Below are 24,325 nucleotides of genomic sequence, written 5' to 3' on the forward strand. Positions count from 1 at the left end.
GGTGCCGCCGTCCGGCCGCACTACCCTTCCTTGCATGACCACGCTCTCGCCGTACGACTCGATGTCCCCGGTCAACCAGGCCGCCTACCGGGCCAAGGGCGCCGCCGCCACGCTCGCGCCGCTGCCGCGCGCGACCAAGGACGACGCGCTGCTCGCCATCGCGGACGCGCTGGAGGTCCGCACGAGCGAGATCGTCGAGGCCAACGCCCAGGACGTGGCGAAGGCCCGCGAGGCCGGCACCAGCGAGGGAATGATCGACCGGCTCACCCTCACCCCGGAACGCGTGCGCGCCATCGCCGCCGACGTACGGGACGTGGCCGCGCTGCCCGACCCGGTCGGCGAGGTCGTGCGCGGTTCCACGCTGCCCAACGGCATCGATCTGCGCCAGGTCCGGGTGCCGCTCGGCGTCGTCGGGATCATCTACGAGGGCCGGCCGAACGTGACCGTGGACGCCGCCGCCCTCTGCCTGAAGTCCGGCAACGCGGTCCTGCTGCGCGGCTCCTCCTCGGCGTACCGGTCGAACACCGCGCTGGTGCGGGTGCTGCGCGACGCCGTGCACGGCGCGGGGCTGCCCGCCGACGCCGTCCAGCTGGTGCCCGGCGAGAGCCGCGAGAGCGTGCGCGAGCTGATGCGCGCCCGGGGCCTGGTCGACGTGCTCATCCCGCGCGGCGGCGCCTCCCTGATCAACACGGTGGTCCAGGAGTCCGTCGTCCCGGTCATCGAGACCGGCACCGGCAACTGCCACGTCTACGTCGACGCGCAGGCCGACCTCGACATGGCCGTGGAGATCCTGGTCAACTCCAAGGCCCAGCGGGTCGGCGTGTGCAACGCCGCCGAGACCCTCCTGGTCCACCAGGACATCGCCGCCGAGTTCCTGCCCCGCGCCCTGGACGCCCTCGCCGACGCCGGGGTGACCGTGCACGCCGACGAGCGCGTGATGGCGTACGCCAAGGACTCCCGCGCCTCCGTCGTGGAGGCCACCACGGAGGACTGGGAGACCGAGTACCTGTCCTACGACATCGCCGCCGCCGTCGTCGACTCGCTCGACCGGGCCGTCGAGCACATCCGGCTGTGGACCTCCGGCCACACCGAGGCCATCGTCACCACGTCCCAGCAGGCGGCCCGCCGGTTCACCCAGCTGGTGGACTCCACCACGGTCGCGGTGAACGCCTCCACCCGGTTCACCGACGGCGGCCAGTTCGGTTTCGGCGCCGAGATCGGCATCTCCACGCAGAAGCTGCACGCCCGCGGCCCGATGGGCCTGCCCGAGCTGACCAGCACGAAGTACATCGTCACGGGCGACGGCCACGTACGGCGCTGACGGGCGGCCGCGCGGGGGAGTCGTGGCCGGGGGCGTCTCAGGGGCGGTCTCAGCAGCCGGATGAATTTCCATACCGTCTGCCCAAATTGACCCCCCAGGTCTACTCTGGATCCGTGCCGGAGGACGTGGGGGGCACGCCGTTCCCTGACGGCTGGGAGCCCGACGACGACCACGACCGCGGGGTGTCGGACGAAGAGTTCGCCTCCGTGGTCTTCGACGAGGCCTTCGTACGTGCGGCCGAGGTGCACGAGCCGACCGCCGTCGAACGCCTCCTGGCCGCCGCCGAGGCGAGAGCCGAGGCCTCCGAGGCCGAGGCCCGCCGGGGCCGTGCCCGCGGCGAGCGCTACGACGACGGCTACCGCGGCTACCGGGGCGGCCACGGCGACGACGACTGGGACGACGCCGACGCCCTGGAGGACGAGCACGGCTCCCCGGGCGGCTACGGCGGGCCGGTGCGCTGGCACCGCCCCGTCGCCTGGGTGCTCGCCCTGGTGATGGGCATCGGCATGGTGGCGCTCGCCTTCTCGGCGGTCTACCGGGGCTCCTCGTCCAACCGCCAGGACCCGGTCCCGCCGCCCGCCTCCACCGGCGTGGACCGCGGCGGAGCGGCGACCCCCTCCGCGTCGGCGGACTACTCCCGGCCGACCGTCCCGGTGATCCCGCCGGGCACCCCGTGAGACCCGCCGCCGGCTTGGTGGGGACCTGTCAGAAGTTCCGGTCCGGCGGGGCGTTTACCGGGCCCTCGCCGAACCTACCCTGAAGATATGGGAGGGCCTTCGGATCCGCCCGAGGGGACGCCCGAGGGAGCCCCGGGAGGCGGAGAGGACGAGTACAGGTCCGTCGTCTTCGACGAGTCCTTCGTCCGCGCTGCCCGGCTCCAGGAGTACTCCGCCCAGGAGCGCATCACCGACCACGCCCCGGCCGTGCGCCGCCGCCCGCCCCGGCGCCGGAGCGGACTGTCCCGGCAGGCGCTGGTCCTGGTCCTGCTGATCGCGGTGGCCTTCGGCACCGCCGTCTACATGGGCGTCCGCCACCCCTACCGGACCCCCGTCGCCGACGCGCCCGCCGAGCCGCTGCGGATGACCGTCGTCCCGCTCGCGCCGAAGGGCGAGGTGCCCGGCACCGCCGACGTCGAACGCCTGTACGCAAGCAGTCCGGCGGCCCAGTTCCGCGCCGGTGCCGAGGGGGTGCCCCTCCCGGCCTCCCGGCACACCGCGCACTTCTCCGACGACCAGGTGGTGGCCGCCCTGCTCACCGCCAAGGACTACGTCGTACGGTCCTCCCTCGACCCGGGCGTGCTCACCGGCGGCGAGACCCGCCCCGTGCGGGTGCTGGTCGACTCCGGCCAGCTGGAGCAGTTCGACCGGAGCTTCGACCGGCCCGCCGGCGACGGCCGGCACGCGCCCACCGGATGGCTGGTCCGCTTCGACCCCGCCCACGTGGAACTGGCCGACGACGGCATCCGGGCCCACGGCACCATGCAGGCCGCCGAAGCCGACTCCGGCACCCTCGAGGTCACCACCGACCACACCTTCGTCTACGCGCTGCGCCCGGCGGACTCCGGCGGGAACGCCGAGGCGTCCCTGTTCACGGTCCGCCGGGCACTGCAGTTCCGCTTCGACCACGACGACCTGCGCCTGCACCAGGCGGAACTCGTCACCGCCCGGGTCCAGGCCGGGCCCCTGTCCTGCGCGCAGGACACCACCGCCCGCCTGCGCCCGCTCCTCGCCGGCCAGAAGGCCGAACGGAACGAACCGGCCGGCACCGACCCCTACACCACGGACACAGCCCCCGCCCTGTGCGGAGCCCTGGCCCCCGAGGCCCAACCCACCCCGTGAACACCCCTCCCCACGCCCGACGAACCTCGGACACCGTGACGCGGGGATTCCAAGCGTCGCGTCGCGCGGCTGGCAGGCGACTTGCACTCCGGTGCCGCGGACCGGACGTTGTGACCCGGGGAACTCCGGGCGCCGTTGCGCCGGGGGTTTGGACCCCGGCCCGTGGGCGCTCGTCAGGCCCCGGCCCGTGGCCGGCTCGTGCACGGCACTCCGGTGCCGGGACCCGGCGGGAGCCCGGGCGCCGTCGCACGGCGGGCCTCAGGCGGGCCCCCGCGCGGGGGGATCTCAGGTCCCGCTCGCGGGGAATCTCACGTGTCGTCGCGGGGGGAGTCGCCGTTGGCCGTGTCCGTCGGGGTGTCCGTGTCACGCGGGCCCTGCTTCGGGCCCGACGCGAAGCCGCCGAAGCCCCGGCGGACCCGGCCCCCCAGGTCGCCGGCGCCGCCCGCGATGTCGCTGACCAGCTTCATCAGCGGGTCCTTGGAGTTCTTCACCTCACCGGCGTAGCTGCTCGCCGACTCCCGCCAGGAGTCGCGCACCGAGGCGTCCTTGTCCTCGTCACGGCGCGGGTAGTGGCCGTCCATGATCCGCTGGTAGTCGCGGGATGTCGCCCACTTCTTCAGCTCGGCCGCGCGCACCGTCGTGAACGGGTGCGAGCGCGGCATCACGTTGAGGATCTTCAGCACGGAGTCGCGCAGATCACCCCCGGCCTCGTACTCGTCGGCCTGCTCCAGGAAGGCGTCCACGTTCATCTCGTGCAGGTGGTTGCCGCCCGCGATCTTCATCAGGCCGCGCATCGACGCCGTCAGGTCCTGCCCGACCAGCAGCCCCGCCCGGTCCGCGGACAGCTCCGACTTGCGGAACCACTCACGCAGCGCCGTCACGATCGCCATGATCGCGAAGTTGCCCAGCGGGATCCACGCGACCCGGACCGCCAGCGACGTCAGGAACAGCAGGATCGTCCGGTACACGGAGTGCCCGGACAGCGCGTGCCCGACCTCGTGCCCGATGACCGCCCGCATCTCCTCCTCGTCGAGCAGCTCCACCAGCCCCGTGGTCACCACGATGATCGGCTCGTCCAGGCCGATGCACATGGCGTTCGGATTCGGGTCCTGGTTGACGTACATCGGCGGGACCTTCTCCAGGTCCAGGATGTAGCAGGCGTCCCGCAGCATGTCGTTGAGGTGGGCGAACTGCCGGTCGGAGACGCGCACCGAGTCGGACAGGAACAGCAGCCGCAGACTGCGCTCGGGCAGCAGCCCGCTCAGCGCCTTGAAGACCGTGTCGAAGCCGCTCAGCTTCCGCAGCGCCACCAGCGCGGAGCGGTCGGCCGGATGTTCGTACGCACGCGAGGAGATCCCGGGGAAGCGCCTGCGCTGCCTGCTCGGCACGTTCTCGTGCCCGTTGTGCTGATGGCCGTCGGACATGTTTCCCCCATGGGCGTCTGAGTGACCTGTGCGGGCCCTTCGCTCCCCCGCGGCGATACCCAGCCTAGGCGCAGATACCGCGGACGGGCAGTGCGGCGCCACAGCCGGGGAGGTGCGGGACAGTGCTCCGGGTCGTTCTGGTCGTGATGCTGGTGGGCGGTGCGCCGACCGCGTGGCCGCTGTTGCGCGGCCACAGCCGGAAGGACGACTGAGCGCCGCGCGAGGTTGCCCGGCGCCGGGGACGGCCGCGCCCACAACGGCGGAGTCGGCGTGATCGCCGCCGAGGCGCCCGCTTACGATGAGCGGACGCACGTCTTTATCCCGCCCACACGCGATAGGTTCTGCCGAGATGAGCTTCCCCAGCACCGCCGCCCAGTTGGTCACCCTCGCCGCCGAGGGCGGAGAGCACGGCGGCAACCACGAGAGCCTGAGCCCCTACCTCACCGGCGGCGGGGCGCTGTTCGCCCTGCTGCTCCTGCTGTGGATCACCACCCGCTTCAACCGCGACCGCTGATCCCCGGTCACCCGGGGGCACTGGCGGACGGGGCGCTCAGGCGGGGCCGGTAGGGTCTGCACGCATGGGAGAGCAGGACATGCCTACCGGCCCCGGCAGCGGCCCGGCCACACAGGGCAAGCGCCGTCTGGGCGTGATGGGCGGCACTTTCGACCCGATCCATCACGGGCACCTGGTGGCGGCCAGCGAGGTCGCGGCGCAGTTCCACCTGGACGAGGTGGTGTTCGTCCCCACCGGGCAGCCGTGGCAGAAGAGCCACCGCGCGGTCTCCGCCGCCGAGGACCGCTATCTGATGACGGTCATCGCGACCGCCGAGAACCCGCAGTTCTCGGTCAGCCGCATCGACATCGACCGCGGCGGCCCCACCTACACCGTGGACACCCTGCGCGACCTGCGCGCACTCAATCCGGACACGGACCTGTTCTTCATCACCGGCGCCGACGCCCTCGCCCAGATCCTCACCTGGCGCGACAGCGAGGAACTCTTCTCCCTGGCACACTTCATCGGCGTGACCCGGCCCGGCCACCACCTGACCGACGCCGGGCTTCCCGAGGGCGGTGTCTCCCTTGTGGAGGTTCCCGCCCTCGCCATCTCCTCCACGGACTGCCGTGCGAGAGTCGCCAAGGGAGAACCCGTCTGGTACCTGGTGCCGGACGGAGTCGTGCGCTACATCGACAAGCGCCAGCTGTACCGCGGCGAGTGAGCCGAGAGGGGCACCGGTGAACGACCGATACGACGCGGGATACGGGGGCGACGCGGGATACGGGGGAGGAGCCCCGTACGAGCTCGTCGGCTACGACGAGTACGGCCGGCCTGTCTACCGCCAGGCCACGGACCAGCAGGCCCAGCAGTCCCAGCAGACGCAGCAGCCCCAGCAGTACGACGGCTACCAGCAGCAGGGCTACGGCTACGACCCGTACGCCACGGGCGGCCACCAGCAGCCGTCCTACGACCCGTACGGGACGCACGGCACCCCCGCCCCGCAGCAGCCCCAGGCCCCGTCGTACGACTCCTACGACGGCTACGACCCGTACGCCACCGGCGGTCACCAGCAGCCGTCGTACGACCCCTACGGGCAGGCCCCGCACGCCGCCGCCCCCGGCACCGGACAGCAGCCCCGCGTCACCGAGCAGACCGCGCACATCCCGCAGCAGGCCGGCCCGGTCGACGAGGAGCACGGCCCCGACGAGCCCGGCGGCCGGGAGTACCACACCGAACAGTTCGCCTTCGTCGAGGAGCCCGACGACGACTCCGAGGACGTCATCGACTGGCTCAAGTTCACCGAGAACCGCACCGAGCGGCGCGAGGAGGCCCGGCGCCGCGCCCGCAGCCGGATCGTCGCCCTCGTCGTGGTGTTCGCCCTGGTCGCGGCCGGCGGTGTCGGCTACCTCTGGTACGCGGGGAAGCTGCCCGGACTGTCCTCCGGCACGGAGACCGGCACCACGACCTCCGCGGGCGCCCAGAAGCGGGACGTGATCGTCGTCCATCTGCACGACACCGAGCGGGGCGGCACCGCCACCGCCCTGCTGGTCGACAACACCACCGCCAAGCAGGGCACCACCGTCCTGCTGCCGAACTCCCTCGCCCTCACCGCCGAGGACGGCAGCACCACCACACTCGCCAAGTCCGTCGAGGACGACGGCTCCGAGGGCACCCGGACCGCGCTCGACACCGTCCTCGGCACCGACATCGAGGGCACGTGGCGGCTGGACACCCCCTTCCTGCTCACCCTCGTCGACCTCGTCGGCAACATCGAGATCGACACCGACACGGACGTGCCCGACCCGGACGCGGAGAAGAAGGGCGAGGCCCCCCTGGTCAAGAAGGGCAAGGGCCAGACCCTCAGCGGCAAGATGGCCGTCGCCTACGCCACCCACCGGGGCTCCGACGAGGCCCAGAACGCCCAGCTGGAACGGTTCGGGCAGGTGCTGCACGGGGTCCTGCGCAAGCTGACCTCCGAGCCGGACGCCGCCACGACCACCATCCAGACCCTCGGGCAGATCATCGAGCCGCCGCTCACCGACAAGGACCTCGGCGCCTTCCTCGCCGGGCTCTCCGACCTCGCCAAGGGCGGCGACCACAAGACGGCGCTGCTGCCCGTGCAGCAGGACGGCACGCTCACCGCCGAGGCGAGCGACAGCGTGGTCAAGGACATCCTCGGCGGCACCGCCAAGAGCCCCGACCCGAACGCCGCGGTCAGCGTCTCCGTGCGCAACGCCACCGGCGCGGACGACTCCACCGAGAAGGCCCGCGTGGTCCTCCTCAACGGCGGCTTCACCTTCCGTTCGGCCGGCACCGCCGACGCCCCGCAGGCGACGTCGAAGGTGGTCTACGCGGACGCCGCGGACAAGGCGAACGCCGCCGAGGTCGCCAAGACCCTGGGGCTGGACGCGGACGCCGTGAGCAAGGGCAAGACCTCCGCGAACGCCCGCGTCTCGGTCGTCCTCGGCCAGGACTACGACCCGGGCTCGTAACGCGGCCGGGCGCTTTCACGGGCGCACCCCCTCAATCACGTGGGGTGCGCCCGGCGGTCGTGAGACCCTTGGAGTCAAGTGACCGCCGATCGAAAGCCACGCAGTGACCGCAACCGACCGTTCCCTCGAGCTCGTCCGTACCGCAGCCCAGGCGGCCGCCGACAAGCTCGCGCACGACATCGTCGCCTACGACGTCAGTGACGTGCTGTCCATCACCGACGCCTTCCTGCTGGCCTCCGCGCCCAACGACCGCCAGGTCAAGTCGATCGTCGACGAGATCGAGGAGCGGCTGAGCAAGGAGCTCGGCGCCAAGCCGGTCCGCCGCGAGGGCGACCGCGAGGCCCGCTGGGTGCTGCTCGACTACGTCGACATCGTCGTCCACGTCCAGCACAGCGAGGAGCGCGTCTTCTACGCCCTGGAGCGGCTGTGGAAGGACTGCCCCGAGCTGGAGCTGCCCGAGGACGCCCAGGCGACCCGCGGCAAGGCCGCCGAGCACGCCAGGCTCCAAGAGGCCGAGGAGGCGGCGCAGGCGGGCGGTGACTGGCGGTGAGCGCCACCGGTGAGGTGCGCGGGTCCGGGCGCCGGGGCCGCCGCGTCATCCTGTGGCGGCACGGTCAGACGGCCTGGAACGTGGAGCGCCGGTTCCAGGGCTCCACGGATGTCGAGCTCACCGAGGAGGGCATCGCCCAGGCTCGCCGGTCCGCCCGGCTCCTGGCCGGACTGCGGCCCGACGCGGTCATCGCCTCCGACCTGAAGCGGGCGGCCGCCACGGCCGGCGAACTGGCCGCGCTCACCGGACTGGACGTCACCCACGAGGAGGCGCTGCGGGAGACCTTCGCGGGCGTCTGGCAGGGCCTGACGCACGACGAGATCATCGCCAGGTACGGCGACGAGTACGCCGCGTGGAAGCGCGGTGAGCCCGTCCGCCGGGGCGGCGGCGAACTGGAGACCGAGGTCGCCGACCGCGCCGCCCCCGTTGTCCTGCGGCACACCGAGAAGCTCCCGGAGGACGGCACGCTCGTCGTGGTCAGCCACGGCGGCACCATCCGCACGACCATCGGCCGCCTGCTCGGCCTCGACCCGCACCACTGGGAGAGCCTGGGCGGCCTCACCAACTGCTGCTGGTCCGTCCTCGGCGAGGGCGCCCGGGGCTGGCGCCTCCTGGAACACAACGCCGGCACCCTCCCCCAACCGGTCCTCGGCGACGACGACTGAACCCCCACGGCGCCACCACCCCAGTCCCCGGCGGCCGGCCTCCGTGGCCGTGTCCGTGCGGTACGGGACCCGGAGGCCGGGGACGGCGTGGTCCGGGCACATCGGTCAGGCGCCCGGGACGCTGCCGTCCGAGGTGACTCATGCCGGGCGGCCTGGGCGCGTGACCCGGAGCGAGGAGCGCGGCCAGGCGGCCCGTGGTTCCGTCGGGGGTTCTGCGGTGGGGCCGGTCTCGAGGGGCCAGGGGCCCGTGATCGGACGGCCCGGGTCCCTGAGGGCGGGCGGGGTGCCGGGCGTCACGGGAGCGCTCGCGTGCGAGGTGCCGTGGCGGCCCTGGGCCCGGGTTCGGGGACCGTGTTCCGGCACGTCGGGGCCCGTCGGGCCGTGGCTCGGAGGGCCGGGGGCCGGGAGGGGCGGGGGGTGGGTGAACCGGTGCGGGGGCGGATTTCACTTTCTGGCAGGTGGCAGGCTAAAGTTCTTCTTGTTCGGCCCGCCGAGCGGGACGGAACGCCAAACGGTCACACCGTGTGGCTCGGGGCTATAGCTCAGTTGGTAGAGCGCCTGCATGGCATGCAGGAGGTCAGGAGTTCAATTCTCCTTAGCTCCACATGACGAAGATCCCGCCTCCTCCCAGGGAGGCGGGATTTTTTCGTTGTCCGCAGATGAGCAGGACCGGTCCCTGAGGCGTATACCTCTGCGAGGCGCCGTGCCGTGTCCTGACCGGTACCCCGGCGTCGCTGACCGTGTTGGCCCGGTCGTGGCAGAATCAAACGACCGGAAGGGGGCGCGGCCCGACGGGAGGGAGTTGTGATGCCAGCGAGCATCCTCGAGGAGGTCGACCACCTCCTCGGAGCGGTGTCGACCCGACGGACCTCGACCCGGCTCAGCTGCCCTTCCTGCGGTTCCGCCCACGTCGCCCAGGTGCTCGGCGACAACGGCGGGATCTCCTACGTGTGCACGGCCTGCGGCCACAGCTGGAGCTGACCGATGGGTGCACACAGGCGGAAGTGCGACTGGTGCGGCAGCGGGACGCCGATCGTCCGTGACATGGAACCGCTCAATCCCGACTACCAGTATTGGTGCGAGGAGTGCGCACGGGCGCTGATCATAAAAGGCGACCCCATCGAGACGTACCGCGAACTCGAGGGCGAGCCGATCTACGGCCGGCTCCTGGAAGAGCACTGCACACTCAAGCGTTTCTATTCGTTCGTGACGGCCTGACCGGTCCGGTCATGTCGGACATGGGCGAGTGCGGCGAAAACCGATTTGGTGTTGGCCCGGGTCGACCGTGTAAAGTTGGCTGCGCCGCCGGGGAAACCGGGCGGAGCAGGGCACGGGGCTATAGCTCAGTTGGTAGAGCGCCTGCATGGCATGCAGGAGGTCAGGAGTTCAATTCTCCTTAGCTCCACAGAAGTCGAGGGCGGATCATCCGAACGGATGGTCCGCCCTCGCTCGTTGTACGGCACGGGGGAGCGGCCGACGCACCGGGGCGGCCCGCAGGCCGCCCCGGGCGGTGCCGTCAGCGGCCCAGCGCGCGCCGCCCGCGGCCCTGGGAGAGCACCGGCAGATTGCGCGACGGCGCCTTGGCCTGGGGCGACTCGTCCTCGATGCGCAGGGCCAGCGCCGGGCAGCGGCGCACCGCGCGCAGCGCCTTGGCCTCCGCGAAGCGCGGCACCTGCGCCTGAGCCACCGTCGGGAAGCCGTCCGCGCCGAGCTGGAAGACCTCGGGCAGGATGTCCGCGCACAGACCGTGGCCCCGGCACAGCGTCCAGTCGACGTAGATCTTCTGCCGGCTGGGGCCGTTCTCCTCGCCTCCGCCGCCCGGGATGCCCGTAGGGGCCCTGCCCCCCTCGAAGAGCGGCAGAACGCCCGCCACGGGCCGTCCGCAGCCGTTGCCGAGGACATGGGCGGCCAGGTCGTCGGTGAATGCCTTGATGGTCGACTCCAGGAACATCGCGGAGCCGTCCGGGTGCGAGCACGCGCCGCGCCGCTTGACGTTCTTGGCGACCTGCTTGACCGCCTCCAGGGCGGCGGGCCCGCCGCCGTTGAGGATGTCCTCCAGGCCCCGCGCGGCGGCCGGCAGCCCCAGGTAGCAGGGGCCGCACTGGCCGGCGCTCTCCTCCGCCAGCCACTTCGCCACCATCAGCGACTCGCCCAGCGGGCAGGTGTCCTGACTGATCGGCAGGATGGCGCCCGCGCCCAGCGAACCGCCCACCGCGTCCAGCGAGTTGCGGGAGACGATCGCCTCGTTGACGGTCGCCGCGTCGATCCACTTGCCGTGGTAGCCGCCCGTCAGCACCCCCTGCGGCACCGGCGGACCGCCGGCGAGCTGGAGGACGTAGCGCAGCGGCACGCCCGTCGGCACTTCGATCACCATGGGCCGGGCCACCGCCCCGGACACCGTGAGCATCACGGTGCCCGGCTCGTCGTACAGGCCCGTGTTGCCGTAGCGCTCCGGGCCGATGCGCGCGGCGATGGCGAGCTGGGCGAAGGTCTCGGCGTTGGACAGCAGCGTGGGTGCGCCGCCGACGCCGTTCCTCGAGGCGCTGACCTTGCGGCCCGGCGGAATGGCCGGACCGCCGTCGATGGAGCGGATCAGGGAGGCCGCGGCCCCCGTCACCATGCGGACCGGGTTGCGCTGCACCCGGGCGCGCAGCGCCGAGCGGCGGCCGTTGCTCAGGCCGCGCTCGGCGAGCGCCTGTTCCATCGAGCGCTGGGTGGACTCACGGGTGACCCCCACCACGAGCGTGCGGGCACCCATGGCCTCGGCGCACAGCAGCGCGCCGTCCAGGATGAGATGCGGGGCACGGTTGATGAGCACCGTGTCCTTGCGGCAGGCCGGTTCGTCCTCGCTGCCGTTGACGACGACGACCGGCCGGACGCCGCGCTTGATCGCCGTTTCGGCCACCGAGCGCAGCTTCTTGTGGAAGGGGAAGCCCGCGCCGCCGCGGCCCTTGAGGTTGATGCGTTCGGCGAGCTGCGCGAGCTGCTCGCCGCCCAGCGGCTCGAGCGGCCCGTGCACCTTGAGGTGCATGGGCAGATCGAGCCGGTCGACAAGGTCGAAGCCCGACGTCAGCTGAGGAAGGCCGACCACGCGGACTTCGGGTACGTCGGGCAGAGCCTCGTTCACTTATAGCCTCCGGACGGAGTGTTCCAGGGTTCGCCGGAACCCGGTGCGTCGAAGTCGTAGGACGACGACGGCGCACCGGAGGGTGTTTCAGGGGTGGGACCGCTGTTGTACGTGTCATTCGGGTTGTACGTGCCGTAGAGGCCGTTCGTCTCACCGGTGTCGTACACATCACTCGAGCCGTAGCCGGAGGCGGCCGAATTGTCATAGGCCGGGATGTTGTATCCGGTGTCGTTGAGCGGGTCGTACGCCGACGGCGGGGCCTCGCCGACGGGCGGCGGGGACGGGATCGGCCAGTTGCCCGAGGTGCTGGAGGGGCCGTCCACGCGCGGGATGGCCTCCGTGGGCTGCATGTCGGGCAGCTCCATGCGGGCGGTCGCGTCGCCGAGGGGCGGCGGTCCGCCCGCCGGCTGGCCGGGCGAGGACACCGCGCGGTAGGCGGCCGCGAAGCCGTTGCCCGGTTCCGGCGCGGGGGCGGCGCGCTCGGCGGTCTCGTACAGCGGGCGTTCGCCGGTCTCGTACAGGGGGCGTTCGCCGCCTCCGCGGGCCCGCCCGTCGTCCCGCGCGGCGCCGCGCCCGCCGTAACCGGCCAGGGACGGCTCGGCCGCCCGGGCCCTGCTCTCCTCCAGCCGCTCCTCGCGCTCCCGCTGCGGGTCGGAGTCGATCAGCGCGGCGATCCGGTCGGCGATTCTGCGCTTGACCCGGGGCGGGGAGGCCCGCACCACCAGGGCCGCCAGGACGCCGAGCACGGACAGCCCGTAGAGGATCAGGAAGATCGGCTTCGCCGCGCGACCCGCGTAGAGGCCGTGCACGAGCGCGGCGCACCAGGCCGGATAGGCCAGCATGTGCATGGCCCGCCAGCGGGCCGCGACGGGCGCCGGGGAGGCGAAGCGGTTGCGCAGGATGCCGGTGATGCCCACGAAGATCATCAGCAGGCCGGCCAGCGTGCCCAGGCCGATCAGGAAGGACCGTCCGGTGACGGCCTCGTCGTCGGTGAGGGCCAGCCCGAAGGGGATCACCGCGGCGATCCACGTGGTGTGGTCCAGGACCAGCTTGATGACGATGTGGATCAGCAGGAAGACGATCGAGGCGACCGCGGTGGTGCGGTGCACCGCCTGCGCGAGGATCCGCTGACGGGGGCCGAGCACGATCCGGTCCTGGGCGATGAGCCCCCAGATGACCGAACAGCTGAGGCACACGAGCGACAGGACGCCGACGCCGAAGTTGAGGAACTCCAGGAACCAGTCGTCCGCCGTGCTGTCGTCCGGCCTCACGACCTACCTCCCGACATCACGACGTGGAGCGGGCGCGACGGAGTGGCAGCCGACCGGCCCCGCGCGGGGGGTGGGCTGCTGTCTGGACGAGGCTTCATGGGGGCAACTCCGAACGGTTCGGTCAAGCGGTCCCGCTGCCGAACTCTAAGCCTCGTCGTACCCATCAGTACGAGGTTTGAGTTATTGCGCTGTTATCAAAAGACGATGTGGTCGCTGTGATGTCCCTTAGTGGTTGTTACGCGAAGTAATCTTTGACCCATGGTCAACATGTCCGGGAAGTGCGTCGCGGTGAGATCGGAGGCTGCGGTACCCTGGCGCCATGCGTGCCGTACGCCTTCTGCTTAGCGAGCCGCGCTGATCAGTCCCGACCGCCGGTGACCGGCAGGTCGGAATCGGCGCGGCGTCCCCTCCTGTGTGAGGGGATTTTTCATTTCCGGCAGTCGCAGCAGCAGGCGAAGACGATCGATGGAGCATTGAGGATCATGAGCGAGACGAACCCCGCAGCCGCGGAGGCCGCGCCGCACCGCTACACGGCCGCCCTGGCCGCCGAGATCGAGGCACGCTGGCAGGACTTCTGGGACGCCGAGGGGACGTACGACGCGCCCAACCCCGTGGGCGACCTGGCCGGTGACCCGGACCTGGTCGCCCGGCCCAAGAAGTACATCATGGACATGTTCCCGTACCCCTCCGGCGCGGGCCTGCACGTCGGTCACCCCCTGGGCTACATCGCCACCGACGTCTTCGCCCGCTTCCAGCGCATGACCGGGCACAACGTCCTGCACACCCTGGGCTTCGACGCCTTCGGCCTGCCCGCCGAGCAGTACGCCGTGCAGACCGGCACGCACCCGCGCGTGTCCACCGAGGCCAACATCAAGAACATGCAGGTCCAGCTGCGCCGGCTGGGCCTGGGCCACGACAGGCGCCGGTCGTTCGCCACGATCGACCCGGACTACTACAAGTGGACCCAGTGGATCTTCCTGCAGATCTTCAACTCCTGGTACGACGACGAGGCGAAGAGGGCCCGCCCGATCGCCGAGCTGGTCGCACAGTTCGAGTCCGGTGAGCGCGCGCTGCCCGGGGGCACCTCCCAGGCCGAAGGCTCTGGGGGAGGCCGCTCCTGGAGCGAGCTGACCGAGGCCGAGCGCGCCGACGTGCTGGGCGAGTACCGCCTGGCCTACGCCTCCGACGCGCCCGTCAACTGGTGCCCCGGCCTGGGCACGGTGCTGGCCAACGAGGAGGTCACCGCCGACGGCCGCTCCGAGCGCGGCAACTTCCCGGTCTTCAAGGCCAACCTGCGCCAGTGGAACATGCGGATCACGGCCTACGCCGACCGCCTGCTGGACGACCTGGACGCCCTGGACTGGCCCGAGGCCATCAAGCTGCAGCAGCGCAACTGGATCGGCCGCTCCGAGGGCGCCCGCGTCGACTTCCCCATCGACGGCGAGAACATCACCGTCTTCACCACGCGCCCCGACACCCTGTTCGGCGCCACCTACATGGTGCTGGCGCCGGAGCACCCGCTGGTGGAGAAGTTCACCCCGGCCGCCTGGCCCGAGGGCACCCACGAGGTGTGGACCGGCGGCCACGCGACGCCCACCGAGGCCGTCGCCGCCTACCGCGCGCAGGCCGCCGCCAAGTCCGACGTCGAGCGGCAGGCCGAGGCCAAGGACAAGACCGGCGTCTTCATCGGCGCGTACGCCACCAACCCGGTCAACGGCGAGCGGGTTCCGGTCTTTATCGCCGACTACGTCCTGATGGGCTACGGCACCGGCGCGATCATGGCCGTCCCCGCCCACGACACGCGCGACTTCGCCTTCGCGCGGGCCTTCGAACTGCCCGTCGTCTGCGTGGTCGAGCCGACCGACGGCCGCGGCACCGACCCCGCCACGTGGGACGACGCCTTCGTCTCCCACGACGCGAAGATCGTGAACTCCTCCGGCCCCGGCGTCTCCCTGGACGGCCTGGGCGTCGTCGAGGCCAAGGCCCGCATCACCGAGTGGCTGAAGAGCGAGGGCCACGGCGAGGGCACCGTCAACTACCGCCTGCGCGACTGGCTGTTCAGCCGGCAGCGCTACTGGGGCGAGCCCTTCCCGATCGTCTACGACGAGGACGGCATCGCCCACCCGCTGCCCGAGTCGATGCTGCCGCTGGAGCTGCCCGAGGTCGAGGACTACAGCCCGCGCACCTTCGACCCCGACGACGCCGACACCCAGCCCGAGACCCCGCTGTCCCGCAACGAGGACTGGGTGAACGTCACCCTGGACCTGGGCGACGGCCGCGGCCCGCGCCGCTTCCGCCGCGAGACCAACACCATGCCCAACTGGGCCGGTTCCTGCTGGTACGAGCTGCGCTACCTGGACCCGCACAACAGCGAGAAGCTGGTCGACCCCGAGGTCGAGCGGTACTGGATGGGCCCGCGCGAGGGCATGCCGCACGGCGGCGTCGACCTGTACGTCGGCGGAGCCGAACACGCCGTGCTGCACCTGCTGTACGCGCGCTTCTGGTCCAAGGTGCTGCACGACCTGGGGCACGTGTCCTCGGCCGAGCCGTTCCACAAGCTGTTCAACCAGGGCATGATCCAGGCCTACGTCTACCGTGACAGCCGGGGCATCGCCGTACCGGCCGCCGAGGTGGAGGAGCGCGACGGCGCCTACTGGTACCAGGGCGAGCGCGTCACGCGGCTGCTGGGCAAGATGGGCAAGTCCCTGAAGAACGCGGTCACTCCGGATGAGATCTGCGCCGAGTACGGGGCCGACACGCTGCGCCTGTACGAGATGGCCATGGGCCCGCTGGACGTCTCGCGGCCGTGGGACACCCGCGCGGTGGTCGGCCAGTTCCGGCTGCTGCAGCGGCTGTGGCGCAACATCGTCGACGAGGCGACCGGAGAGGTCACCGTCGTCGACACCGACGATGTCGACGAGGACACCCTGCGCGCCCTGCACAAGGCGATCGACGGAGTGCGCGGCGACCTGGAGGGCATGCGCTTCAACACCGCCATCGCCAAGGTCACCGAGCTGAACAACCACCTGACCAAGCGGTCGGGCGCGCTGCCGCGCACGGTCGCGGAGCCCCTGGTGCTGCTGGTGGCTCCGCTGGCCCCGCACGTCGCCGAGGAGCTGTGGCGCAAGCTGGGCCACACCGGCTCGGTGGTGCACCAGGACTTCCCGGTCGCCGACCCGGCGTACGTGGTCGACGAGACCGTCACCTGCGTCGTGCAGATCAAGGGCAAGGTCAAGGCGCGGCTGGAGGTGTCCCCGGGCATCTCCGAGGACGAACTGGAGAAGGCCGCGCTGGGCGACGAGCGGGTCGTCGCGGCGCTGGACGGGGCCGGGATCCGCAAGGTCATCGTGCGGGCGCCGAAGCTGGTGAACATCGTTCCGGCGTGAGGTTCGTGAGATGAACGGGGCGGGCTCCGCGCCTGCAGTCGCGGCGTGGGGCTCGGGGTAGTCCCCTACGGGCAGGTTCGGGGTTCTGTCGGAACTCCCGACCTGCCCGTTGCGTTTACCGTTGGAGTACGGCGCGGAGCGTGCCGGACGCGCCGGGACGGGCCGAAGAGCCTGGAGGAGGAGCCTCGTGGAAGCGGTGTTCGCAGTGATCGCCCTGCTCTTCGTGCTCTTCGTGGCGCTCGGTGTGTACGCCACGGTGAAGGTGGTCGGCGCCGCCAAGCGCAGCGCGGACCGGCACATCACGCAGGCCCGCCGCACGGTCGAGGACCACACGCTGCGGGCCAAGGCGTTCGCCCAGTCCGGCCCGGCCGGTGAGATCGCCCAGCTCCGCCTGAAGCTGCGTACCTCCATGCGCGCCACACAGGACGCGCTGGAGGCCGCCGCCACCGAGGACGCCTCCCTCAAGGAGTCCCTGGACCTGTTCCGTCGGCTCAGCGCGCACGGCCATGAGCTGGACGGTGACCTCAGGCGCCTGGAGTCCGAACCGGACCGCACCACGCTCGCCGCGCGGCTGCCCGAGCTGCGCGAGCGCACCGAGCGCATCACGGGCTCCGCGGACTCCCTGCGCTGGGCGGTCCGCGACCGCACGCGTCGCTTCGCGGAGGACGACCTGGACTCCCTGAGCGGCCAGATCGACATGGAGGCCGGAGCGCTGCGGCACTGGACCACCACGGAGGCGCAGCCCGCGCCCCCGCGCTGGCCGGAGGCCCCCGAGGCCGACACGGCCCGGTCGGCCGGCCAGACCTGGCCGGAAACGGAACCGGCGGACCCGCCGCGGCAGCCCGCCGGCGGGGAGCCGGAACGGGACTCCACCCGGGCCGCCCTCGACCCGCCCGCGCCGCGGCGGGCCTACCCCTGGGAGAAGAAACCCCGCCCCGAGAGCACCACGTAGGGCTTCACGCAGGTGCTCAGGTGGAGCCGCACGTGAGCATCACGCAGAGCCTCACGTGAGCACTGCGCAGAGCCCCACGTGGGCACCGTCCGGACCGTCCGATCCGGCCACGGCCGCACCGGGCCCGCGGGCCCGGGCTGCCGCCCGGACACTACGCCAGGTAACCTCCAGCTCATGTCCCGCCATGTCGCGATCGTCACTGATTCAACGGCCTACCTCCCGGCCCCGACGATGGAGCGGCACCGCATCACGGCGGTACCCCTGACCGTGGTCCTCGGCGACCGCGCCCTCGAGGAGGGCACCGAGATCTCCACCCGCTCGCTGGCCCAGGCTTTGCAGAAGCGGCGACCCGTGACGACGTCACGGCCCAGCCCCGAGGTCTTCGCCGAGACCTACCGCAGGGTCGCCGCATCCGGCGCGACCGGCATCGTCTCCCTGCATCTGTCCGCCGAGCTCTCCGGCACCTACGACGCGGCGGCCCTCGCCGCCCGCCAGGCACCCGTACCCGTGCGGGTGGTGGACACCGGCATGATCGCCATGGCCCTCGGCTTCTGCGCGCTGGCGGCGGCGGAGGCCGCGGAGGCGGGCGGCACCATGGACGAGGCGGTCACGGCCGCGGAGAAGCGGGCGGCGGGCACGTCGGCGTACTTCTACGTCGACACGCTCGACTATCTGCGCCGGGGCGGGCGGATCGGCGCCGCCCAGGCACTGCTGGGCTCGGCCCTCGCGGTGAAGCCGCTGCTCCAGCTGGCGGGCGGCCGCATCGAACCGCTGGAGAAGGTGCGGACGGCGTCGAAGGCGATCGCCCGCCTGGAGGAGATCGCCGCCGACCGGGCGGGCGGGGCGGAGGTCGACGTCGCCGTCCACCACCTCGCGGCCCACGAGCGCGCCTCGGCCCTGGCGGACCGGCTGCGCGACCGGCTGCCGAAACTGGCCGAGCTGCATGTCAGCGAGGTGGGCGCGGTGATCGGTGCGCACACGGGGCCGGGGCTGCTGGGCGTCGTGGTCTCGGCCCGCTGAGACGACGGCCGCGCCTCGTACGGGTGACGAAGTTGTCCACAACCGGCCGGTAATCCCCGGAAAACGACCAAGATCATCGCGACCGGACCGCTGTGCCGCACGCTCGTCACATGGCACTCCGATCACGCTCACGCACCGCACGCGCCACCAGCGGCCCGGGCCGCGCCCCCGCCTCCGACCACCGAGTCCGCCACCGCCGCCCGGGCCGCCCCCGCTACCGGGCACGGGGGCGCGAGCGCCCTTCTCCACCTCCGGCAGATGAACTCCGCCGCCGGGCAGAGCAACTGTTCGGCGAAGCCGAGAGTGGGGGAGGCACCCCGCAAACGCCGGGCTGCGCAACGACCCCCCGGCCCACAGCAACGCCGAGCACCGAACGAACTCCGAGCTGGGCATTAGCACCAGCGAACCCCGCGCCACCGCCTCGCACGTTCCGCCCAGTAGCCGGCAGCCGGACCATCCCCGTGCGCTCACTCACGCCCACCCTCGGCCAAGATCCCCCGGAGCCACCCCTCGACCCGGACGAGCCCCAGACCCCACAACGGCACCGCACCGCCCTGGCACTACGGGAGCGTCTCCCCCTGTGGGTGCAGACCCACTGCGGTCTGCAACGACGCAGCGTGATCGCACTGTCGGCCCTCCTGGCCCTCGTCCTGACCTTCGCCGTCCAGCACTTCTGGGCAGGCCGCACCGAGCCGGTCAAGGCCCCGGAGGTGGTACGGGCAGCCGCACCGCACGGGAACAGGGCCCCGGCCCGCGCAACGAAACCGAACGACGCCTCGCCGGCCCCGGAGATCGTCGTCGATGTCAGCGGCAAGGTGCGCGAGCCCGGCATCCACCGCCTGCCCGCGGGATCCCGCGTCGAGGACGCGCTGAAGGCCGCAGGCGGAGTACGTCCCGGAACGAAGACGGACACCCTCAACCGCGCCCGTTTCCTGATCGACGGCGAACAACTGGTCGTAGGACGCCCCGCCCCACCCGGCGCACCCCCCGCATCCGGAACCGGAACCGGGTCCGGGTCCGGCACGGCGGCAAACGGCCCCCCGACCCCGGTATCCCTGAACACCGCCACCCTGGCCCAACTCGAAACCCTCCCCGGAGTCGGCCCCGTGCTGGCCCAGCACATCGTCGACCACCGCACCCGCAACGGCGGCTTCCGCTCGGTGGACGAACTGCGCGATGTCAACGGCATCGGCGACCGCCGCTTCGCGGACCTACGCGACCTCGTACGGCCATGACCCCACGGACGACGGACCCGCCGCAGATCCCCGCACCCCCCACCCGCCGCCCCGTACACGCCGCGTCCGGCAAACGCCTGGGCGCGGCACACCCGAGACAGGAGGGACCCACAGACCTCCGACTGGTCCCACCCGCCCTGACCGCGTGGGCCACGGCGGCCCTGATGCTGCACGCACCGCCCGCCCTGGCGACGGGCACGGTGATCGTCTCCGTGCCGGCGGCGGCCGTACTCCTCCTGGCCCGCAGCCGCCTCACACGCCGGGGACGCGCCACGGCCCACGCCGTCGCCGCCGCGCTGCTGTGCGCCGCCGCTGCCGCCGGCTCGGCGGGCCTGCACGGCGCAGACCTGCGGCGCGGCCCCGTACCCGAGCTGGCGCGGGCGTACGCGAGGGCCACGGCCGAGGTCGAGATCACAGCCGACCCCCGGCTCACCCGGCCCAGGGTGAGCGGAAACCACATGGCCCGGCGGTCCGTACTGATCGAGGCCGAGGTGAGACACGTACAGAGTCCGAACGAAGCGGCGCAGACAACCCGAGCCCCCGTACTCCTGATCATCGACACACCCCACCCGGAGAGGGGTTCCCCCTGGCTCGACCTACTGCCCTCAACCCGGCTGCGGATCGACGCGAGGCTCGCCCCCGCGAGAGCGAGCGGCGACCGCTTCGCAGCCGTCCTGCGAGTGAAGGACGCAGACGAACGACCGGAGACGGTGGAGGGCCCCTCGGCCCCCCAGCGCCTGGCAGGCCGCCTGCGAGCCGGCCTGCGCGAGGCGACCGACGGCCTGTCGGAGGACGCGCGTGCCCTGCTGCCCGGTCTGGTCGTGGGCGACACCGCACGCCTCACCCCGGAGCTGGACGAGGCGTTCAGGGAGACCGACCTGACGCACACCCTCGCCGTCTCCGGCGCGAACTTCACCATCCTCCTCGCCCTGCTCCTCGGCCCGTCCGGCCTGGCGCAGCACACCGAACGCCGAGGCCTGGCGCCCCGCTTGGGCATCCCCCTCCGTGCGACGGCCCTCCTGGGCGCCGCGCTCTCCCTCGCCTTCGTCGTCGTGTGCCGCCCCGACCCCAGCGTGCTGCGGGCCGCCGCCTGCGGATCCGTCGCCCTGCTCGCACTCGCCACCGGCCGCCGCAGATCCCTCATCCCGGCGCTCGCGACGGCCGTCCTGCTCCTGGTCCTCTACGACCCCTGGCTGGCCCGCAGTTACGGCTTCCTGCTCTCCGTGCTGGCCACCGGCGCACTGCTCACCCTCGCGCCGCGCTGGAGCGCGGGCCTGCGCCGGCGCGGCGTCCCGCCCCGTCTCGCGGAGGCGCTGGCCGCCGCGGGCGCCGCGCAGGCACTGTGCGCACCGGTGGTGGCCGTGCTCGCCGCGCGGGTGAGCCTGGTGGCGATCCCGTGCAACCTGCTCGCGGAGTTCGCGCTGGCACCCGCCACGGTGCTGGGCTTCCTTGCGCTGGCCACCGCGCCCGTGGCGATGCCGGCGGCGAAGGCACTGGCCTGGTGCGCGAGCTGGCCCACGGAGTGGCTCGCGCAGGTCGCCAGGACCGGGGCGGCGCTGCCCGGCGCGGGAGTGGACTGGCCGGGCGGCTGGACCGGCGCGGCGACCCTCGGCGCCGCCACCGCGGCCGCACTGGTCCTGGGCCGCCGCCTGCTGCACCACCCCTGGTGGTCCGCCGCCTGCGCACTCCTTCTGCTCCTGCTGGTGGTGCAGCCACGGCCCCTGACCCGGGCCGTCACGGGCTGGCCGCCGCCCGGCTGGCGCATGGTGATGTGCGACGTCGGTCAGGGCGACGCGTTGGTACTGGCGGCGGGGGAGAGCTCCGGCGTGGTGGTCGACGCCGGACCCGACCCGGCCCTCGTGGACCGCTGCCTGCGCTCCCTGGACGTCGACCGCGTCCCGCTCGTCGTCCTGACCCACTTCCACGCCGACCACGTGGCGGGCCTGCCCGGTGTGCTGCGCGGACGGGAGGTGGGCGGCATCGGGACAACTGCGTTCGAAGAGCCCGCCGACCAGGCCGCGTTCGTACGAAGAATCGCGGCCGCCGAGGACATCCCGGTGACGCACGCCGTCGCGGGCGAGGAACGTCGTACGGGCGACTTGTCCTGGAAGGTGGTGTGGCCGCCGCCGGGCGCGCATCCGGCGGCGGAGGGCCCGAACGACGCGAGCGTGGCCATGCTGGTCCGCACGGCCGGCCTGCGCCTGCTGCTCCTCGGCGACCTGGAACCCCCGTCCCAAAGCGCCCTGGCGAGCGCCCCGGTCGCCGACCGCCTGACCGACGTGGACGTCCTCAAGGTCGCCCACCACGGCTCGGCCCACCAGTCCCCGGCCCTCATCCGCCGCGCATCCCCCCGCCTGGCTCTGATCAGCACAGGAAAGGACAACACCTACGGCCACCCGTCCCCCACCACGATCACCGCCCTGACGGCCGACGGCGCGACGGTCCTGCGCACGGACCAGGACGGCGCCCTGGCGGTGACCGGCACCGCAACCGGAGAACACCCCCTGGCGGTGACCCGGCACGGCGGTCTTCCCTGAATCGTCGGCCGGGAGGGACGGTCACCCGGCCTGTTCCCGCAGGTCCGCGGTGGGAGCCGGCACGGGCGCGCACCAGGCCACTACCGCGCCGGTCACGAGCCCCAGGACGACGGACCTCCTTCGACGGGGCCGGCGTTCTGCGGCCGATGTGGAACATCGGAGATCGAACCCCGAGCGGCGAACCCGACCTCGGCATCGCCCGGCTCTGGGTGGAGTTCATGCCCTTCTTGGAACCCGGTGGACGATCCTCGGCGCGGCTCGCCCCGCTCGACCCTCTGCGATGGCAGCACCTCCGGTCCGGCCAGGTGATCACCATGCACGAGGACCGATCCGTCGCTGGAACGGCCGTCATTCTGGAGATTCACCGCCTCCGGACACCGCGTTGACCCATAAATAACGGGCAAGCGCTCGGACGCGTATTCCGGACAGGCCGTGGCCAGCCCGGACAAGCCGTCGTTGTCCGGGACAGCTCACTGCCGTAGCCGTCGCGCGGTCGGTTTCGGCAGGGTCTGGGGTGCCCGGAGCGGATCGCGAGCCGGGTCATGCACGGAGGTTCACGCCCCACCACGAATGGGAGGACGAACATGGCCGACAAGTTACGAGACCGGAAGAACGGCGTGGTCGGTGCCATCGCCGCGACCCTGCTCCTCGCCGCCGGTGTCCTCGCGCCGACGGCGGCAGCCGCATCCCCGGCACCCACGAGCGCGGTGTCCGCGGCGGCCACGTCCCAGCGCCTCGCTCCGTCCGCCGATACGGACGCGCAGTCGCGGTGTCTGGTCTGGTGGCGGACCAGCGCCAACTACGAGGGACTGACGGCAGGTTACAGCTGGGCGTGGAATGTCTCCCTGGGCATGGGCTCCTCGGGCGACCGCGTCCGCGAGATCCAGTGTCTGCTCGACTGGTGGGGCTACTACGGCGACGCTCTCGACGGTGTCTACGGCCCGGTGACCTCCTTCGCGGTCGACAACTTCCAGTGGGACCACTGCCGCGGCTCCGTTGTCGAGTCCGGCATCGTCGACCCCGCGACATGGCGGTGCCTCCGGGACGGCGGCGAGAGGTGAACCATGGGTCCTCCCGGGAAAGCGGGAGGGCCTTCAGCCGGGGAACGGAGGAGAAGAGCCGTCGCGGGCGCGACACTGGGGGTATGAGTGAGGGCATCAGTACCGCCGGGGTCGACGCGTATCTGCGGCGGCTCGGTGTCGAGCAGCCGGCCTGGCCCACGGTGGACGCGCTGCGCGAGCTGCATCTGCGGCATCTGCGGACCGTGCCGTTCGAGAACCTCTCCATCCACCTCGGTGAGGAGATCGTGCTCGAGGAGAAGCGGCTGCTGGAGAAGGTCGTGGAGCGGCGCCGGGGCGGGTTCTGCTACGAACTCAACGGCGCGTTCGGCGCCTTGCTCGCCGCGCTCGGCTACGACGTCACGCTGCTCGCCGCCCGGGTCTACGGGGACGGGGGCCGGCTCGGCATCCCGTACGACCATCTCGCCCTGCGGGTGCGGACGGTGGACGGCGGCGACCGGCTGGCCGACGTCGGCTTCGGGGCGCACTTCCATCTGCCGCCGGCCTTCGGGGAGCGGGGGGAGCAGGAGGATCCCGCAGGTAGGTTCCGGATCGTCGAGGCCGGGGTGGACGCGGCCGGGGTGCGCGGCGGGCACGGCACGGTGGAGGCGGCGGACCTGGACGTGCTGCGCGACGGCCGGCCGGTGTACCGGCTGGAGGTGCGGCCGAGGGCGCTCGGCGACTTCACCGCCGGGGCCTGGTGGCACAGCAGCTCCCCGCGCTCCCACTTCACACGGTCGCTCGTGTGCTCCCGGATCACCGAGGACGGGGGACGGATCACGCTCAGCGGCCGGCGTTTCACGGTCACCGCGCCGGACGGGACGCGGGAGGAACGGGAGATCGCCGCGGACGAGGAGGTGCTGGCGCTCTACCGGGACCGGTTCGGCATCGCGTCGCTGGGCACGGTGCCGACGGTGAGGGAGATGAGGGGGACGGGAGGGGACGGCTGAGGG

Annotated in this window: 20 protein-coding genes and 2 tRNA genes; 19 read left to right on the forward strand and 3 right to left on the reverse strand. The window is 72.3% G+C overall.

Annotated features, from left to right (window positions below):
- Window positions 1–34 precede the first annotated feature (34 nt).
- From AC5L3C_RS25535 to AC5L3C_RS25545, 3 genes are all read left to right on the forward strand, one after another.
- Window positions 35–1,321 carry a glutamate-5-semialdehyde dehydrogenase gene (locus AC5L3C_RS25535; RefSeq protein ID WP_493651079.1) on the forward strand — a complete coding sequence of 429 codons (1,287 nt, stop codon included), beginning with the start codon at window positions 35–37 and terminating at the stop codon, window positions 1,319–1,321.
- 113 nt (window positions 1,322–1,434) lie between these two features.
- Window positions 1,435–1,998 (forward strand): SCO2584 family spore wall biosynthesis protein, encoded by a 564-nt coding sequence (locus AC5L3C_RS25540; protein WP_493651080.1) that lies wholly within the window; start codon window positions 1,435–1,437, stop codon window positions 1,996–1,998.
- An 87-nt stretch (window positions 1,999–2,085) separates the two neighbouring features.
- Window positions 2,086–3,159 (forward strand): SCO2583 family membrane protein, encoded by a 1,074-nt coding sequence (locus AC5L3C_RS25545; RefSeq protein ID WP_493651081.1) that lies wholly within the window; start codon window positions 2,086–2,088, stop codon window positions 3,157–3,159.
- A 308-nt stretch (window positions 3,160–3,467) separates the two neighbouring features.
- On the opposite strand, the gene AC5L3C_RS25550 is transcribed toward AC5L3C_RS25545, so the two are convergent.
- Window positions 3,468–4,583, reverse strand: a complete 1,116-nt coding sequence (locus AC5L3C_RS25550; RefSeq protein WP_493651082.1) for a M48 family metallopeptidase — start codon at window positions 4,581–4,583, stop codon at window positions 3,468–3,470.
- Between the two features lie 349 nt (window positions 4,584–4,932).
- Here AC5L3C_RS25550 and AC5L3C_RS25555 point away from each other — a divergent pair, with 349 nt between their 5' ends.
- The 9 genes from AC5L3C_RS25555 to AC5L3C_RS25595 all read left to right on the forward strand — a co-directional run bounded on the left by AC5L3C_RS25555 (window position 4,933) and on the right by AC5L3C_RS25595 (window position 10,191).
- Complete coding sequence (locus AC5L3C_RS25555; RefSeq protein WP_164555723.1) at window positions 4,933–5,097, forward strand: hypothetical protein; 165 nt, start codon at window positions 4,933–4,935, stop codon at window positions 5,095–5,097.
- A gap of 64 nt (window positions 5,098–5,161) precedes the next feature.
- The gene (gene nadD / locus AC5L3C_RS25560; RefSeq protein ID WP_125506540.1) at window positions 5,162–5,800 is read left to right on the forward strand and encodes a nicotinate-nucleotide adenylyltransferase; all 639 of its coding nucleotides are present in this window, start codon (window positions 5,162–5,164) and stop codon (window positions 5,798–5,800) included.
- Window positions 5,801–5,816: 16 nt separating this feature from the next.
- Window positions 5,817–7,571 (forward strand): LCP family protein, encoded by a 1,755-nt coding sequence (locus AC5L3C_RS25565; protein ID WP_493651084.1) that lies wholly within the window; start codon window positions 5,817–5,819, stop codon window positions 7,569–7,571.
- A gap of 103 nt (window positions 7,572–7,674) precedes the next feature.
- Window positions 7,675–8,121, forward strand: a complete 447-nt coding sequence (gene rsfS / locus AC5L3C_RS25570; protein ID WP_493651086.1) for a ribosome silencing factor — start codon at window positions 7,675–7,677, stop codon at window positions 8,119–8,121.
- A complete protein-coding gene (locus AC5L3C_RS25575) occupies window positions 8,112–8,786 on the forward strand; it encodes a histidine phosphatase family protein (protein WP_493654024.1) in 675 nt (224 codons plus the stop codon). Before rsfS ends, AC5L3C_RS25575 begins: the two co-directional genes overlap by 10 nt.
- 531 nt (window positions 8,787–9,317) lie before the next feature.
- Window positions 9,318–9,390: transfer RNA gene (locus AC5L3C_RS25580), tRNA-Ala, on the forward strand.
- Between the two features lie 203 nt (window positions 9,391–9,593).
- On the forward strand, window positions 9,594–9,767 hold the full coding sequence (locus AC5L3C_RS25585) for a hypothetical protein (protein ID WP_006136075.1): 174 nt from the start codon (window positions 9,594–9,596) through the stop codon (window positions 9,765–9,767).
- Between the two features lie 3 nt (window positions 9,768–9,770).
- On the forward strand, window positions 9,771–10,004 hold the full coding sequence (locus tag AC5L3C_RS25590; protein ID WP_019523121.1) for a hypothetical protein: 234 nt from the start codon (window positions 9,771–9,773) through the stop codon (window positions 10,002–10,004).
- Between the two features lie 114 nt (window positions 10,005–10,118).
- Window positions 10,119–10,191, forward strand: a tRNA-Ala gene (locus AC5L3C_RS25595).
- Window positions 10,192–10,302: 111 nt separating this feature from the next.
- Here the strand turns inward: AC5L3C_RS25595 and AC5L3C_RS25600 are convergent.
- The gene (locus AC5L3C_RS25600) at window positions 10,303–11,913 is read right to left on the reverse strand and encodes an NADH-quinone oxidoreductase subunit NuoF family protein (RefSeq protein WP_125506544.1); all 1,611 of its coding nucleotides are present in this window, start codon (window positions 11,911–11,913) and stop codon (window positions 10,303–10,305) included.
- Window positions 11,910–13,184, reverse strand: coding sequence for a cytochrome b/b6 domain-containing protein (locus AC5L3C_RS25605; protein WP_493651088.1), 1,275 nt, complete (start codon window positions 13,182–13,184; stop codon window positions 11,910–11,912). The genes AC5L3C_RS25600 and AC5L3C_RS25605 overlap by 4 nt, the downstream gene beginning before the upstream one ends.
- 482 nt (window positions 13,185–13,666) lie before the next feature.
- Between AC5L3C_RS25605 and leuS the strand changes: the two genes are divergently transcribed.
- The 7 genes from leuS to AC5L3C_RS25640 all read left to right on the forward strand — a co-directional run bounded on the left by leuS (window position 13,667) and on the right by AC5L3C_RS25640 (window position 24,322).
- Window positions 13,667–16,570 (forward strand): leucine--tRNA ligase, encoded by a 2,904-nt coding sequence (gene leuS / locus AC5L3C_RS25610; protein WP_493651089.1) that lies wholly within the window; start codon window positions 13,667–13,669, stop codon window positions 16,568–16,570.
- 187 nt (window positions 16,571–16,757) lie between these two features.
- Window positions 16,758–17,522, forward strand: a complete 765-nt coding sequence (locus tag AC5L3C_RS25615; RefSeq protein WP_493651091.1) for a hypothetical protein — start codon at window positions 16,758–16,760, stop codon at window positions 17,520–17,522.
- A gap of 174 nt (window positions 17,523–17,696) precedes the next feature.
- Window positions 17,697–18,542 carry a DegV family protein gene (locus AC5L3C_RS25620; RefSeq protein ID WP_493651093.1) on the forward strand — a complete coding sequence of 282 codons (846 nt, stop codon included), beginning with the start codon at window positions 17,697–17,699 and terminating at the stop codon, window positions 18,540–18,542.
- A 110-nt stretch (window positions 18,543–18,652) separates the two neighbouring features.
- The gene (locus AC5L3C_RS25625; RefSeq protein WP_493651095.1) at window positions 18,653–19,777 is read left to right on the forward strand and encodes a ComEA family DNA-binding protein; all 1,125 of its coding nucleotides are present in this window, start codon (window positions 18,653–18,655) and stop codon (window positions 19,775–19,777) included.
- A complete protein-coding gene (locus AC5L3C_RS25630) occupies window positions 19,774–22,314 on the forward strand; it encodes a ComEC/Rec2 family competence protein (RefSeq protein ID WP_493651097.1) in 2,541 nt (846 codons plus the stop codon). Before AC5L3C_RS25625 ends, AC5L3C_RS25630 begins: the two co-directional genes overlap by 4 nt.
- A gap of 584 nt (window positions 22,315–22,898) precedes the next feature.
- Window positions 22,899–23,375 (forward strand): peptidoglycan-binding domain-containing protein, encoded by a 477-nt coding sequence (locus tag AC5L3C_RS25635; protein ID WP_493651099.1) that lies wholly within the window; start codon window positions 22,899–22,901, stop codon window positions 23,373–23,375.
- An 83-nt stretch (window positions 23,376–23,458) separates the two neighbouring features.
- The gene (locus AC5L3C_RS25640) at window positions 23,459–24,322 is read left to right on the forward strand and encodes an arylamine N-acetyltransferase family protein (protein ID WP_493651100.1); all 864 of its coding nucleotides are present in this window, start codon (window positions 23,459–23,461) and stop codon (window positions 24,320–24,322) included.
- Window positions 24,323–24,325 lie beyond the last annotated feature (3 nt).

The sequence above is a fragment of the Streptomyces speibonae genome (assembly GCF_984686075.1).

Bases quoted from the DNA above. Each gene is read 5' to 3' on its own strand.
- AC5L3C_RS25535 (WP_493651079.1), top strand. From the start codon at position 35: ATGACCACGCTCTCGCCGTACGACTCGATGTCCCCGGTCAACCAGGCC.
- AC5L3C_RS25545 (WP_493651081.1), top strand. From the start codon at position 2,086: ATGGGAGGGCCTTCGGATCCGCCCGAGGGGACGCCCGAGGGAGCCCCG.
- AC5L3C_RS25550 (WP_493651082.1), bottom strand. From the start codon at position 4,583: ATGTCCGACGGCCATCAGCACAACGGGCACGAGAACGTGCCGAGCAGG.
- AC5L3C_RS25555 (WP_164555723.1), top strand. From the start codon at position 4,933: ATGAGCTTCCCCAGCACCGCCGCCCAGTTGGTCACCCTCGCCGCCGAG.
- nadD (WP_125506540.1), top strand. From the start codon at position 5,162: ATGGGAGAGCAGGACATGCCTACCGGCCCCGGCAGCGGCCCGGCCACA.
- AC5L3C_RS25585 (WP_006136075.1), top strand. From the start codon at position 9,594: ATGCCAGCGAGCATCCTCGAGGAGGTCGACCACCTCCTCGGAGCGGTG.
- AC5L3C_RS25590 (WP_019523121.1), top strand. From the start codon at position 9,771: ATGGGTGCACACAGGCGGAAGTGCGACTGGTGCGGCAGCGGGACGCCG.
- leuS (WP_493651089.1), top strand. From the start codon at position 13,667: ATGAGCGAGACGAACCCCGCAGCCGCGGAGGCCGCGCCGCACCGCTAC.
- AC5L3C_RS25620 (WP_493651093.1), top strand. From the start codon at position 17,697: ATGTCCCGCCATGTCGCGATCGTCACTGATTCAACGGCCTACCTCCCG.
- AC5L3C_RS25625 (WP_493651095.1), top strand. From the start codon at position 18,653: ATGGCACTCCGATCACGCTCACGCACCGCACGCGCCACCAGCGGCCCG.
- AC5L3C_RS25630 (WP_493651097.1), top strand. From the start codon at position 19,774: ATGACCCCACGGACGACGGACCCGCCGCAGATCCCCGCACCCCCCACC.
- AC5L3C_RS25635 (WP_493651099.1), top strand. From the start codon at position 22,899: ATGGCCGACAAGTTACGAGACCGGAAGAACGGCGTGGTCGGTGCCATC.
- AC5L3C_RS25640 (WP_493651100.1), top strand. From the start codon at position 23,459: ATGAGTGAGGGCATCAGTACCGCCGGGGTCGACGCGTATCTGCGGCGG.